Source organism: Alkalihalobacillus pseudalcaliphilus (assembly GCF_028610675.1).
In the GTDB taxonomy this organism is placed as follows: domain Bacteria; phylum Bacillota; class Bacilli; order Bacillales; family Bacillaceae_D; genus Alkalihalobacillus; species Alkalihalobacillus pseudalcaliphilus.
Genome location: NZ_JAQQWS010000008.1, coordinates 93,262 through 106,831, shown reverse-complemented (window position 1 = coordinate 106,831; position 13,570 = coordinate 93,262). Strand labels below are relative to the sequence as shown.

The 13,570-nt window shown below is 38.8% G+C and carries 12 protein-coding genes, 1 riboswitch and 1 other annotated feature; of the genes, 5 read left to right on the top strand and 7 right to left on the bottom strand.

Annotation, left to right across the window (positions count from 1 at the left end; translation table 11 throughout):
• Positions 1–135 precede the first annotated feature (135 nt).
• Together leuS and PQ479_RS16050 are read right to left on the bottom strand one after the other, a co-directional pair.
• Positions 136–2,556 carry a leucine--tRNA ligase gene (leuS, locus tag PQ479_RS16055; RefSeq protein ID WP_047987501.1) on the bottom strand — a complete coding sequence of 807 codons (2,421 nt, stop codon included), beginning with the start codon at positions 2,554–2,556 and terminating at the stop codon, positions 136–138.
• A gap of 95 nt (positions 2,557–2,651) precedes the next feature.
• Positions 2,652–2,871, bottom strand: a binding site (T-box leader).
• 52 nt (positions 2,872–2,923) lie between these two features.
• A complete protein-coding gene (locus PQ479_RS16050) occupies positions 2,924–4,144 on the bottom strand; it encodes an MDR family MFS transporter (RefSeq protein WP_047987500.1) in 1,221 nt (406 codons plus the stop codon).
• A gap of 439 nt (positions 4,145–4,583) precedes the next feature.
• Here PQ479_RS16050 and mnmL point away from each other — a divergent pair, with 439 nt between their 5' ends.
• From mnmL to PQ479_RS16035, 3 genes are all read left to right on the top strand, one after another.
• On the top strand, positions 4,584–5,534 hold the full coding sequence (gene mnmL, locus PQ479_RS16045; protein ID WP_083991169.1) for a tRNA modification radical SAM protein MnmL/YtqA: 951 nt from the start codon (positions 4,584–4,586) through the stop codon (positions 5,532–5,534).
• A gap of 39 nt (positions 5,535–5,573) precedes the next feature.
• The gene (gene mnmM, locus PQ479_RS16040) at positions 5,574–6,146 is read left to right on the top strand and encodes a tRNA 5-(aminomethyl)-2-thiouridylate-methyltransferase MnmM (RefSeq protein WP_047987499.1); all 573 of its coding nucleotides are present in this window, start codon (positions 5,574–5,576) and stop codon (positions 6,144–6,146) included.
• A 113-nt stretch (positions 6,147–6,259) separates the two neighbouring features.
• Positions 6,260–6,838 carry a beta-class carbonic anhydrase gene (locus PQ479_RS16035; protein WP_047987498.1) on the top strand — a complete coding sequence of 193 codons (579 nt, stop codon included), beginning with the start codon at positions 6,260–6,262 and terminating at the stop codon, positions 6,836–6,838.
• Between the two features lie 200 nt (positions 6,839–7,038).
• Here the strand turns inward: PQ479_RS16035 and PQ479_RS16030 are convergent, their stop codons facing one another.
• Positions 7,039–8,100, bottom strand: coding sequence for a tetraprenyl-beta-curcumene synthase family protein (locus tag PQ479_RS16030; RefSeq protein WP_047987497.1), 1,062 nt, complete (start codon positions 8,098–8,100; stop codon positions 7,039–7,041).
• An 85-nt stretch (positions 8,101–8,185) separates the two neighbouring features.
• Complete coding sequence (locus PQ479_RS16025; protein WP_047987496.1) at positions 8,186–8,965, bottom strand: alpha/beta hydrolase; 780 nt, start codon at positions 8,963–8,965, stop codon at positions 8,186–8,188.
• A gap of 175 nt (positions 8,966–9,140) precedes the next feature.
• On the opposite strand from PQ479_RS16025, the gene PQ479_RS16020 reads away from it, so the two are divergent.
• A complete protein-coding gene (locus PQ479_RS16020) occupies positions 9,141–9,665 on the top strand; it encodes a gamma carbonic anhydrase (RefSeq protein ID WP_047987495.1) in 525 nt (174 codons plus the stop codon).
• Between the two features lie 70 nt (positions 9,666–9,735).
• Here PQ479_RS16020 and PQ479_RS16015 read toward each other — a convergent pair whose 3' ends face one another.
• The 3 genes from PQ479_RS16015 to PQ479_RS16005 form a co-directional block, all read right to left on the bottom strand.
• The gene (locus tag PQ479_RS16015) at positions 9,736–9,897 is read right to left on the bottom strand and encodes a DUF1540 domain-containing protein (protein ID WP_069187702.1); all 162 of its coding nucleotides are present in this window, start codon (positions 9,895–9,897) and stop codon (positions 9,736–9,738) included.
• 182 nt (positions 9,898–10,079) lie between these two features.
• Positions 10,080–11,288 (bottom strand): methionine adenosyltransferase, encoded by a 1,209-nt coding sequence (gene metK, locus PQ479_RS16010; RefSeq protein ID WP_047987494.1) that lies wholly within the window; start codon positions 11,286–11,288, stop codon positions 10,080–10,082.
• A gap of 179 nt (positions 11,289–11,467) precedes the next feature.
• Positions 11,468–11,582, bottom strand: a riboswitch (SAM riboswitch).
• A gap of 106 nt (positions 11,583–11,688) precedes the next feature.
• A complete protein-coding gene (locus tag PQ479_RS16005) occupies positions 11,689–12,468 on the bottom strand; it encodes an alpha/beta hydrolase family protein (protein WP_047987493.1) in 780 nt (259 codons plus the stop codon).
• Between the two features lie 101 nt (positions 12,469–12,569).
• On the opposite strand from PQ479_RS16005, the gene PQ479_RS16000 reads away from it, so the two are divergent.
• Positions 12,570–13,568 carry an ABC transporter substrate-binding protein gene (locus PQ479_RS16000; protein WP_053070307.1) on the top strand — a complete coding sequence of 333 codons (999 nt, stop codon included), beginning with the start codon at positions 12,570–12,572 and terminating at the stop codon, positions 13,566–13,568.
• Positions 13,569–13,570 lie beyond the last annotated feature (2 nt).

The following is a 13,570-nucleotide window of genomic DNA, read 5'->3' as shown; positions in this document are numbered from 1 at the left end:
TATTAGACGTATACATGAAATACGCCCTGATTAAAGCCCTCATCTCATTATCTCTTTTGATGGGTTTAGAATTAGTTCTCGAAATCCTAAACGAAAACCCTCACTCACAACTGTGTGAGTGAGGGTTTTCTTCATTTATCCAACAACGATATTGACTAATTTTCCAGGTACAGCAATGACTTTACGTACGGACTTTCCATCCATTGCAGCTTTTACTTGCTCATCTTCTAAAGCTAATTCTTGCATTTGCTCTCGGTCAGCATCTGCAGGAATCACAAGCTTTGCTTTCACTTTTCCATTGATTTGGACAACAATCTCTACTTCATTTTCAACGAGCCAGTTCTCATCATACTTCGGCCATTCTACATAAGCAATCGTATCAGTATGGCCCAATTTCTCCCAAAGCTCTTCCGCTAAATGCGGCACGAATGGAGCAATCAGTTTTACAAAACCTTCCATCATCGACTTTGGTAGTTGCTCTTGCTTATAAGCTTCATTAATAAAGACCATTAATTGAGAGATAGCTACATTAAAACGTAAACCCTCTACATCTTCACTTACTTTTTTCACAGTTTGGTGATAAGCACGTGTCAAAGTATCGGTACCATTTGTATCAGCAATCTTTTCACTCAACTCACCTGTTTGCTCATCAATAAACAAGCGCCAAATACGGTCTAAAAATCGTCTTGAACCATCAAGACCATTTGTTGACCAAGCAATGGATGCATCTAATGGCCCCATAAACATTTCGTATAAACGAAGTGTATCTGCCCCGTGACTCGCTACAACCTCATCAGGATTCACGACGTTCCCTTTAGATTTACTCATTTTTTCATTATTTTCACCTAGAATCATTCCTTGATTATAGAGCTTTTGGAACGGTTCCTTCGTTGGTACAACACCAATATCATAAAGGAACTTATGCCAGAATCGTGCATATAACAAATGAAGCACAGCATGCTCTTGGCCACCGATATAAATGTCTACAGGTAACCATTGCTTTAATTTTTCAGGGTCAGCTAACGCTTGATCATTTTTAGGGTCGATATAACGTAAATAGTACCAGCAGCTTCCTGCCCAGTTCGGCATCGTATTCGTTTCACGACGACCTTTCATTCCAGTCTTAGAATCTACAACTTCTAGCCATTCTTTATTGTTGGCCAGTGGCGATTCTCCTGTATCAGAAGGTTTGATTTCTGACATCATCGGTAATGTTAATGGTAGCTCTTCTTCTTTTACTGCTGTCATCGTCCCGTCTTCCCAATGTATAATTGGAATAGGTTCACCCCAATATCGCTGACGACTGAATAACCAATCACGCAAACGATACGTCACTTTTTTCGTACCTAAACCTTTTTCCTCTAACCAGTCAATCATCTTACTAATACCTTCTACTTTATCTAATCCGTCAAGGAAATCAGAATTAACATGGTTCCCGTCACCAATATAAGCTTCTTTCGTAATGTCACCGCCAGCTACAACTTCTCTAATTGGTAGATCAAAGGTTTTGGCAAATTCATAATCGCGTTCATCATGAGCTGGAACAGCCATAATCGCCCCTGTACCATAGCTTGCAAGAACATAGTCACCGATCCAAACGGGAACTTCTTCTCCGTTTGCCGGATTAATGGCGTAAGCACCAGTAAAGACTCCTGTTTTTTCTTTGGAAAGCTCCGTTCTTTCTAAGTCACTCTTTGAAGCTACTTCTTTCTTATAAACCTCAACAATAGCACGTTGTTCAGATGATGTAATTTCGTCGACAAATTTATGTTCTGGAGCAAGCACCATGTAGGTTGCACCAAATAATGTATCGGGTCTAGTCGTGAACACCTTTACTTCTTTATCATAGCCCGCTAATTTGAACGTGACTTCTGCACCTTCTGAACGACCAATCCAATTGCGTTGCATATCTTTAATGCTTTCTGGCCAATCAAGGTCCTCTAAATCATCAATTAAACGGTCGGCATATGCCGTAATCTTTAACATCCATTGCTTCATTGGACGACGTTCAACTGGATGACCGCCACGCTCACTTTTACCATCAATCACTTCTTCGTTCGCCAAAACTGTACCAAGTGCCGGACACCAGTTAACTGCCACCTCATCAATGTAAGCTAAGCCATTTTCATAAAGCTTTAAGAAAATCCACTGTGTCCATTTATAATATTCCGGATCTGTTGTTGATACTTCACGGTCCCAATCATAAGAAAAACCTAATGATTTGATTTGTCTTCTAAATGTATCAATATTTTTCTTTGTAAATTCTGCTGGGTCATTTCCTGTATCAAGCGCATATTGCTCAGCAGGAAGACCAAATGCATCCCAGCCCATTGGGTGAAGAACATTAAAGCCTTGCATCCGCTTATAACGCGACAAAATATCTGTTGCCGTATACCCTTCTGGATGTCCAACATGTAAACCAGCCCCTGATGGAAATGGGAACATATCTAACGCATAAAATTTCTCATTATTTTGATCTTCTTTCGTTTGAAATGTATGGTTCTCTTCCCAAAACATTTGCCACTTTTTTTCAATTTTGTGATGTGAAAAAGTCATTTTATTTCCTCCTTTTTATCTATACAGACGGAATTGAGACGATCTTTAGAATTTAAGACCTTCCATAACGAAAAAAAACACCCATCCCTGATATAATCAGGGACGAGAGTTTATTTAACATTCCCGCGGTACCACCCACATTAGCAATCCATTAAGATTGCCCGCTTTGCACTGTTAACGAGGGTGACCCGTCGAGAATTACTTTTCATTCACTCTCAAGACTAAAAGGGGAGTTCACTTAACTCTTCGACTGACTTGCACCAACCGTCAGCTCTCTAAATATCCAAGTCTAAGCTACTAGTCCTTTGTTTCAAACGCCTTTGTATACGATTTATTATTTGTATTGTATGAATTGCTGCGCCAACTGTCAAGCGTCATATGTGGAATTCTTCGGATTTGTTGTGATTTTTTGTCGATTTTCGTTTTGTAATGGCTTCTCATAGATAGCCGCTGTCACAATGGCAACAATGATAAACACTAACAAAACATATATCATAATTTGAAAAGAATACATATCAACTAAGAATCCACCAAATAGAGGTCCTATCATTTTTGCACTTGTTGAAACACTATTAACAAGCCCTTGAAAGGAACCTTCTTTTCCTTTAGGTGCAAGCTTATGAGCGATCGTTGGAACAACGGGCCAGAAGAACATCTCACCGACCGTTAAAATAACCATGGCAATCATAAAAGCTGAAAAAAGCTCGGCTTGTGACAATACCGCATAAGATACAAAGAAAAGCGATATGCCGACAACCATTTGCCTTCTTAAAGAGGTTACCCATTTCTTTATAAATATAGACAAAATTGGCTGAGCTAATACGATCAATAAGCCATTTATAGTCCAGAACATACTATACTGTTGTAAAGTTAGTCCTAAATTTTGTGAATGGACAGACACATTTGCCTGCCATTGTGTGTAAACAAGCCAACAAATGAAAAAGCTTGAAAGCACAAGAGCTAATGAATAATAAACATGTTTACTTAGCTTTTTAACCGTTTCGGATTCAATGCTGACGGTTGCCCCAACTTCTTGGCCAGTATTAATTCGCTTAAAGGTAACCGCTACAAAAAGAAGAACAAAAATATACACTAGTGCATTGGCATAAAAAACAGTGGTAAGCTCGGTTTGTGTAATGAAACCAATACTTGCTGTTCCTATCGCAATCCCTAAGTTTTGAGCAACATACATTGCATTAAATGGCTTTCGCCCTCCATCTGGCCAAATACTACCCGCAAAAGCATACATGGCGGGAAATGTTGCTCCAGCTCCAAACCCGATCCCCATTAAACAGATCGTATATCCTATAACCGATGTATGAGCAAAAATTAATGCTATCGTTGAAACGACTGCAAAGCTAAGCCCTAACAGAATCGTTCGATAAGCTCCTATCTTGTCAAACAATCGTCCGCCTGTCATATTTCCTAACACACCTGCACCTGAGTGTAAAAATAAAATAAATCCTGCAGCGGTTAATGATTTGCCAAGTTCTTGATGAATAATCAGTGAGTTTAAAGGCCATAAAAAAGACGCCCCAGTTATCTGAATCGCAACGGCAATTAATAAAAACCAAAGTGACTTGGGCAACTTCTTCCTCTCCCCTTTGTATGAAAGTTACTGCTGATGCTCATGTTCGAAGGTTTACGTCCGCTGGGTTTCTGCTGACTCTCAAGTTCGAAAAACAATCCACCATCATTCATTTAAATTGAAAAAGAACAAAGTCAAATTGAACGAAAAACCAACAGTTGAAAAGCTAAACTACACGTTAATTTTTGTTGGTGGCGGAGTGAATTGCTTCGCCATGCGGGTTTTATATGAAAGTTCGTTCAAGGCACAATCTACTTCCTCTAATTTATACTTTACCCTTCCATAACACTTCCATAATATTGTTTCGTCTCTCTAAATAGTAATACTATAGTAAAATCCTGAAATTGACAATTGTTTTTTCTTAGTTGGTGCTTGTTTTTAAACGTGATAAAATACGGTAGAAGTGAATATGTTCGGAAAGTTAAAAGGATGATGAGATATGAATAATAAGTTAATGGAGTTGCCTGCACAATTTTCTCAAAAAAGATATTACACTTGGAATGAACATTTAAAAGAATATTTTGGTACAAAAGTATTTAAAGTCCCCCTTGATGCTGGGTTTGATTGCCCTAATCGTGATGGCAATGTCGCTTTTGGTGGTTGTACGTTTTGCAGTGAACGAGGTTCTGGGGATTTTGCTGGTGATCGGAAAGATGACCTCGTCACTCAGTTTCATACGATAAAAGGGCGTATGCACCGCAAGTGGAAAGAAGGCAAATACATTGGATATTTCCAAGCCTACACCAATACATATGCACCTGTAGAAACGCTGAAATCCTATTATGAAACTATTCTACAGCAAGAGGGTGTTGTTGGTTTAGCGATTGCAACGAGACCCGATTGTCTACCTGATGATGTCGTATCCTATTTAGCTGAACTTAACCAACGTACGTATTTATGGGTAGAACTAGGTTTACAAACTGCTCATGACAAAACAGGAAGACTCATTAACAGAGCACATGACTTCCAATGTTATGTTGAGGGTGTAGAAAAACTTCGTAAACATGGCATTCGCGTATGTTCCCATATTATAAATGGACTACCTTTAGAAACACCGGAAATGATGATTGAAACGGCACGCCAAGTATCTAAACTTGATGTGCAAGGGATTAAGATTCACCTACTACACTTATTAAATAAAACCCCTATGGTTAAGCAATTTGAGAAAGGTCTAGTCGAATTAATGTCATTTGATGATTATATTGATGTGGTTGTGAAGCAAATTGAACTACTCCCTCCTCAAATGATGATACATCGTTTAACGGGAGATGGACCGGGCGATCTTTTAATCGGTCCGATGTGGAGTAGCAATAAGTGGAAAGTTTTAAACGCGATTGAAAAAGAGTTAGAGGAACGTCAGACATGGCAAGGAAAACTATTTCACCCATAATAATAGAGCGCTTATTATCTGTTTTAGGAGGAGATAAAGATGAAAATCCAAGGGATTTTACCATTTGCACGTACGCTTTTAACCCAAACACTGGAGCCTGGTAATATCGCTTTAGATTGTACTGCGGGCAAAGGAAATGATACTGTAACGCTTGCCCAATTAGTTGGTGAAGCTGGTCACGTGTACAGTTTCGATATTCAAGAAGAAGCGATAGTCATGACTGAACAAAAACTTAAGTCGCTTGATTTACAGGAAAGAGTGACTCTCTATGTAAATGGTCATCAGAATTTCGATGCCTGTTTACCGGAAGAACATCTCCACCAAATCAAGGGGGCTATTTTTAATTTAGGCTATTTGCCTGGTGGAGATAAATCGATTGTCACGAAGCCCGATTCTACAATCGAGGCGATTAACAAGCTCTTGCATGTCATGCCGAAAGAAGGTCTAATCGTCTTGGTCATTTATCATGGTCATGAACAAGGACAAATAGAACGTGACCATTTATTAGACTATTTTAAAACAATCGACCAACAGCAAGCACATGTATTAACCTATCAATTTATGAACCAGAAAAACAATCCACCTTTTATTATCGCTATTGAGAAAAGATAATTACTCTCTATGTGAAATAGGATGAGAGACTATTGACAATTCGTACTAGTAAGTTGAAAATAAAAGACATTCAAGTACAAAAAATAAAATCGATCGATAGGAGCGTGGCTAGTGTGACAACCATTTTAGATTCCATTATAACGTTTAACAAATCGTTTGTAGAAAATAAAGAATATGAGCAATATCAAACTACTAAATTCCCGAACAAAAAGCTAGTTATTCTCACTTGTATGGATACTAGATTAGTAGAGCTACTTCACCGTTCCATGGACTTAAAAAATGGGGATGCCAAAATCATTCGAAATGCTGGTGCTGTTATTTCACATCCCTTTGGTTCAATTATGCGTAGTATTCTCGTTGCCCTTTACCAGCTTCAAGCAGAGGAAATTTTGATTATCGGGCATCACGGTTGTGGAATGACGGGTCTCGAACACGAAACTTTATTAGAAAAAGCAAAAGCCCGTGGAGTCGATTTAGATGTTATTGAACCGCTTGAATACGCTGGTGTTGATGTCAAGCAGTTTTTATCTGGTTTTAGTAGCGTTGAGGAGAATATTCTAAACAGTGTTGATCTCGTCAAAAAACACCCACTTCTCCCGAACAATGTACCTGTTCATGGGTTAATTATCAGCCCAGAAACCGGGGAACTTGACGTATTAGTGAATGGGTATACAGAAGAGACAAACGTCTAATACCTTCAGAAAAAAGAACCCTATTATTAATATAAGAACAAAAGCCACCAATCAAACTAGACTGGTGGTTTTTTATATCATTTAAAGTCATTCTCTCATTTAATTTTCAAATAAAAAATAAGCCGTCTATCCACACACCACAGTGTATAAACAACGGCTTCCACATATCAGATTGGTATCAGTCTAACGACATATCTCAGTTAAGATGAACGGTCTCTTCGATAAATCCAACTATTTAAATAAAATAAAAAGGTTGGGAGACCACCCATTTTAATCATTTGCTTTGACTTTTTTTTCAACTCTTTATTTTTTTGTACTTTAGAATCCGATAAATAAATGGCAATAATACCACGCCAAATTTGACGGTGGAATTTCGGATCAGGCATCGTTGACAACCTTTGTTCCGCTTGCTTGACAAAGTATTGAAATCGTTCAATCATCTGCTCATCATTGTCATAATAAAATAAAAAATTTAACTCATCATCAGCAATGTCCTCTTCTTGATCAATAAAATAATCAAGCAACAAATGAACGCCTTGAACCCAAGGGTAATAACCATCCTTAATGACATTTGCTTCTGCTTCTGTTAAGCCTTCTTTCGTGCCATAGGTCGCTAATGAATAAATCCCTAAAGTAGATCCTGTACAGGCTGAGAACTCGAACCAAGTCATCTCTGGGAGTTCGTTTTTATATTCCTCAAACCAAGCTTCTAATCTGGGAATTCGCTCTTCTTTGACCACATGCTTATGCACTTGTAAATCACCGTATAACTTACTGAGCTGCAACATGTTATCTTGAACAATTCGGAAAGATGGGAATGTCACTAAAATATGCTGACACGTTTCAATGAGCTCGTGTAAATAGCCACCGTCTTCCTGTTCAACTCGATATTGATAATAATTTACTAACGGTTCACCAGGCGTCAAAGCAGCTAATAAAGCATTATGTAAAGAACGGAAATCTTTCGGATCTAAATAGTCACTTTGGTCACACAAATTGTCTAAGTAATCACACATAATCTGATAGGCAATTATAAACTGGATTAATTCATCGAAGCGGTCTCGGGCAAGTAACCCATAAATACCGCCACCTTCACAATGAAATTCTTTTCTTTCAAGTGCATCAAGTGCCTGAGCTCTTAATTCTGGATCAGGGATTAATTCGGCTCTTTCTTTCCATTGGTCATAATAACGATGAACCGTCGGTAAAACATCCCTAAAAATATTCATCATTAATGGGATTGGTTGTGTCGGAACTTTCAAAGTGGATCCTCCTTATCTATACCTAACGTTAGCACAAAATGAGTCCGACAACAAACGATCAAATCTTAAAATCTTATGAAGATACTCATGTCCATAAGTTCATAATTCCAACCGCATGTCGAAATACAACTTCTTTTTCAGGCTCATTAAAAACCTCATGATATAGGCCTTTCCATTCTTTATAATACTTCTCCGTCACATCTAAGCTATCAAACCAGTCACGCACGGCATATTTACTCACAATCTTATCATCTCCGGCTTGCAAAACAGCAAGTGGTATATCTGGCATTTTTTCTGGATAACGTGTGGCAAGGTGCATATTTTTATGAAGCTCCTGGTACCACCTTACGGAAACCTTTGTTACTCGTAACTCATCACGAACATACTGATCTCTTATCTGTTCATCTCTCGTGACATGATTCGAATTTATTCCAGATGCTACCGTAAGAGTTGGGGTTAGGCGATTTAATACTTTAGAGGCTAAATCTTTGCTTGTCTTAATAGGCCTAAATAGACCTAAACAAGGTGAGGATAAAAGTAAACCTTGAATATCCTTCGCTTTGCTCTCCATCACATAACGAATCGCAACAAGCCCACCCATACTATGACCCAATATAAAAATAGGCTGTTCAAACTTCTTCGCTTCATCTACCCATTCTTGCACGGCATCTATATATTGAGAAAATTGATTGATATGACCTCGTTTACCTCTTGTTTTTCCTTGCCCTGGTAAATCACCCATGATGACATGAATACCATGCTCATTCCACTTCTGAGCTAACCACTCATAACGACCATGATGTTCACCTGCTCCGTGTATTAAAACAATCGTCGCTCTGGCATCTTTACTTGCATATGTCCACATGCAATCAACTCCTTTTACTCAGCCAAAATCTTGTCTTCATTTTACCGAAAACATGAACTAAAAGAAAGAAAATAGATTTTTTTGATGCTATTCACCTAGCATTTATGAAGTTTTTGACATGATTTGATACAATATATGAGGGAGCAAACATTTTTATAAGAGGAGTGTGCCAACTATGATTTATGCTTATAACGGAAAAGAACCTCAAATCGCTAAATCAGCTTTTATAGCTGATTATGTTACGATTACAGGTGATGTTGTGATTGGCGAAGAATCAAGTATTTGGTTTCAAACAGTCATCAGAGGTGACGTAGCACCAACTATTATTGGAAACAGAGTGAATATCCAAGATCAATCCATGTTACACCAAAGCCCTGATCTGCCACTTATTATTGAAGACGATGTCACGGTTGGTCATCAAGTGATGTTACATAGCTGCCTCATTGGCAAACGCTCATTAATTGGGATGGGTACAACGATTCTAGATGGAGCGGAAATCGGTGAAGGTGCATTCATTGGGGCTGGTAGTCTCGTCCCACCCGGAAAAAAGATTCCGCCCAACACTTTGGCATTTGGACGACCCGCTAAGGTTGTTCGTGCTATTAATGAAAAAGATCGTCAAGAAATGGAGCGAATTGTTAAAGACTACCGGAACAAGGGACAGATTTATAAACAAGCACAAGTAAAAAAGGATGTATAATATCGATAATGATAATCAATATTAATGGTAAAGGGTAGGAACGCCATTCCCACCCTTTACAGCTAGCTAATTAACCTAAATGTTCTGGCTCGAACGTTTTACAGTCTGTCTCTTCTGTCTTTTTGGCTTGCTTACCCTTATGACTTACCACATAAATTTTATCTGCCCCACAGCGATTATTATGATCCCAATACACACAGTTGTTTACTTCACATAATACTTCAACAGCCATTATCATCACCTCCTACGTACATTTTTACCTGTTTATATGCCTCGCATACCCAAAAGCCTCGGAAAATGTCTCACATTACAGGATAAATCTGGCTCTGTTTTTTTATGTCACTATACAGTAAAAAAGCCCTTCTACCGAGAGCATCGATTAGAAGGGCCTTTATCATTCATTTCATATCAAGGTTAACGTAAAACTTTAGCTTGCTCTTTTAAAGCGGCTGCTTTATCTGTGTTTTCCCATGGTAAGTCAACATCTGTACGTCCAAAGTGACCATATGCTGCCGTTTGCTTATAAATAGGGCGACGTAGGTCAAGCATTTTAATAATGCCTGCTGGACGAAGATCAAAGTTGTCTGCAATAAGCTGAACAAGTACTTCTTCTGATACGACACCTGTTCCAAATGTATCAACCGAAATCGATACCGGGCGTGCCACACCAATCGCATACGCTAATTGTACTTCACACTTATCAGCTAGACAAGCAGCAACGATGTTTTTGGCTACATAACGAGCAGCGTAAGCACCAGAGCGGTCTACTTTTGTTGCATCCTTACCAGAGAATGCACCACCACCGTGACGAGCATAACCACCGTACGTATCAACGATGATTTTACGTCCTGTAAGACCTGCATCACCTTGTGGTCCACCGATAACGAAACGACCTGTAGGATTGATAAAATACTTCGTTTGATCATCAATTAATTCAGCAGGAACTACTTCATTAATCACATATTGCTTTAAATCTTTTTCAATTTGTTCTAAAGTAATCTCTGGATGGTGCTGAGTTGAAATAACAATCGTGTCAACACGCACTGGTTTTCCAGCTTCATCATATTCAATCGTTACTTGTGTTTTACCATCAGGACGTAAGTAGTCTAAAATCTCATCTTTACGAACTTGAGCTAAGCGACGAGATAATTTGTGACTTAATGAAATCGGTAAAGGCATTAATTCATCCGTTTCATTCGAAGCAAAACCAAACATTAGCCCTTGATCTCCTGCACCAATTGCTTCGATCTCTTCATCTGTCATTTGACCTTCACGAGCTTCCAAAGCTTTGTCTACACCTAATGCAATGTCAGCTGATTGCTCATCAATCGACGTTAAAACGGCACAAGTTTCTGCATCAAAACCATATTTAGCACGTGTGTAGCCGATACCTTTAATTGTCTCACGAACAATTTTAGGAATATCCACATAAGTGCTTGTCGTAATCTCGCCGGCAACTAATACAAGACCTGTATTGACAGAAGTCTCACAAGCTACACGAGCATTTGGGTCACTTTTTAAAATCTCATCTAAAATCGCATCTGAAATTTGGTCACAAATCTTATCTGGGTGTCCTTCAGTAACCGACTCAGAAGTAAATAACCGTCTACTTTTTAAAACCATATCTCATTTCCTCCTCTGCACACAACTACAAACAGCTATGAGCCAATAATTTATAACGGCACTCATTTCCGATTGAATGGGAGTAAAATAACAATCGAAGACACAATTTGACAAATATAAACAATAAAAAACCCATTCCACACATACTGAGGAAAAGGGTTGGAGTGTTTACCTTTCGCCTCTTATCGTTCAAGGTCATATGCCTTGCAGGTTAGCACCTTTTCATTTCTTTTCATTGAAATGATGGTTGCTGGGTTTCTTCGGGCCTGTCCCTCCACCGACTCGGGATAAGAGTATCCGTTCGCAACATATCATAACGCAGATTAAAATGACTGTCAATTATTTTGAGATTTTCTTTTTATTTAATTATTTCCATTCTTTCACACACTAAATAACCTTCTTATTTTTGAGGACTACTTGTCTGTTTTTTCATCCAATTGGCAGCTTCCGTTAATATGCGCTGTTGATCCTTTAAAGGAAAATGATGCGAAAAATGAGGATAGTACCAGCTTTGAACATGACCATGTAACGCATTTTCTAACCGATAAGAATGTTCAATCGACACATGTTCATCTAACATACCATGTATCGTTAAAATCGGTACTGCACTTTGCTTTAACTCTGGAATTGGACTTCTCTCTTGATAGCGTTCGGGGTATTTATTTGGTGTACCACCAATTACACGCTTCATCATCCTCCTTAAATCAATACGCTCCTCATAGGTTAGAAACATATCCGTCACACCATTCCATAAAACACAACTAGCTAATGATGGCCGTTTTAAAGCCGTTAATAAGGCCATAACACCCCCCCGTGAAAATCCTAATGCATGGATTTGATTGTGCTGAACTTCTTCACTTTCATATAATAAATCGTAGGCTTTAAAAGCATCTTCACGATCCTCACCGGCAAAATCTTCTTGCCCTTCACCACCACGATTTCCCCGATAAAAAGGGGCGATGACAACGAACCCCTCACTGGCCCACTGAATGACTCTCTGAACTCTGACCATTCCAACATTTTTTATACCACCTCTTAAATATAATAGACCGGGTAGCTTACCTTTATTTAAAGGGGTTGCCAAATATCCCTTCACTTGTAATCCAGCACTTAAATAGGTGATTTCAAATAAATCAATCCTCTGATGAGGAGACGGAATTCTCTTTTTTTCTAACAACATCATGACACAACCTTTTCTCGCAGTAGGCAAACACACATTCAACCCTTTGAACATAGACTATCACAGATCTAATTATACAAATGTGCAAGGAGTTGATAAAGATGAGTACCTTAAAACGTTTAACTTTTATGCTGTTACTTCTTTTCCTTATATTAATACCTGTTGCTTGCTCAAATTCAAACGCCGAATTAGAAAAAGTGCGTCTAGCTGAAGTGACACGTTCTATTTTCTACGCTCCCCTCTATGCGGCTATTTCAGAAGGTTTCTTTGAAGATGAAGGAATTGATTTAGAATTAACAACAACCTGGGGTGGAGATACAACAATGACAACACTTCTATCTGATGGAGCAGATGTTGCTTTAGTAGGTGCGGAAACATCGATTTATGTGTATGCCCAAGAGGCCAATGATCCTGCCATCAACTTTGCCGCTTTAACTCAAACTGACGGAACCTTTTTAGTATCTCGCGAAAAGCTCGACTCATTCGAATGGAGCGATTTAAAAGACTCTACATTCCTCGGTCAACGTGTCGGTGGTATGCCGCAGATGGTCGGTGAACATGTATTAAAACAGCATGGCATTGACCCTCATGGAGATTTAGAATTGATTCAAAGTATTGATTTTGGCAATATCCCAAGTGCTTTTGCTTCCGGTACTGGCGACTTTGTTCAATTATTTGAACCACAGGCCACACAATTTGAAAATGAAGGGATTGGTTATATCGTTGCTTCATTTGGAGAAGAGTCTGGGCTTGTACCGTACACAGGATTTATGTCGAAACAGAGCTTCATAGATGAAAACGCCGAAACACTTGAAGCATTTACAAGAGCTTTATATAAAGGGCAGCAATGGGTAGAAGAGCAACCTGTGGACATTATAGCTAGTTCAATTGCTGATTTTTTTGAAGATACAGATGAAGAGCTTATAGCCCAAGTTATTGAACGTTATCAGTCTCAAGGTTCTTATGCAACAGACCCTCTTTTAACAGAAGAAGCTTGGAAGCAATTGCAGTTGATCATGGATCAAGCTGGGGAGCTTCCACAGGAAGTTAACTTTACCGAGCTAGTGAATACTTCTATTGCCGAAAGTGTTATGGAGTAATG

What these genes read in the sequence shown, in the direction of transcription:
- leuS (WP_047987501.1), bottom strand. Translation starts at nt 2,556, where the DNA reads ATGACTTTTTCACATCACAAAATTGAAAAAAAGTGGCAAATGTTTTGG.
- mnmL (WP_083991169.1), top strand. Translation starts at nt 4,584, where the DNA reads ATGAATAATAAGTTAATGGAGTTGCCTGCACAATTTTCTCAAAAAAGA.
- mnmM (WP_047987499.1), top strand. Translation starts at nt 5,574, where the DNA reads ATGAAAATCCAAGGGATTTTACCATTTGCACGTACGCTTTTAACCCAA.
- PQ479_RS16025 (WP_047987496.1), bottom strand. Translation starts at nt 8,965, where the DNA reads ATGTGGACATATGCAAGTAAAGATGCCAGAGCGACGATTGTTTTAATA.
- PQ479_RS16020 (WP_047987495.1), top strand. Translation starts at nt 9,141, where the DNA reads ATGATTTATGCTTATAACGGAAAAGAACCTCAAATCGCTAAATCAGCT.
- PQ479_RS16015 (WP_069187702.1), bottom strand. Translation starts at nt 9,897, where the DNA reads ATGGCTGTTGAAGTATTATGTGAAGTAAACAACTGTGTGTATTGGGAT.
- metK (WP_047987494.1), bottom strand. Translation starts at nt 11,288, where the DNA reads ATGGTTTTAAAAAGTAGACGGTTATTTACTTCTGAGTCGGTTACTGAA.
- PQ479_RS16005 (WP_047987493.1), bottom strand. Translation starts at nt 12,468, where the DNA reads ATGTTGTTAGAAAAAAAGAGAATTCCGTCTCCTCATCAGAGGATTGAT.
- PQ479_RS16000 (WP_053070307.1), top strand. Translation starts at nt 12,570, where the DNA reads ATGAGTACCTTAAAACGTTTAACTTTTATGCTGTTACTTCTTTTCCTT.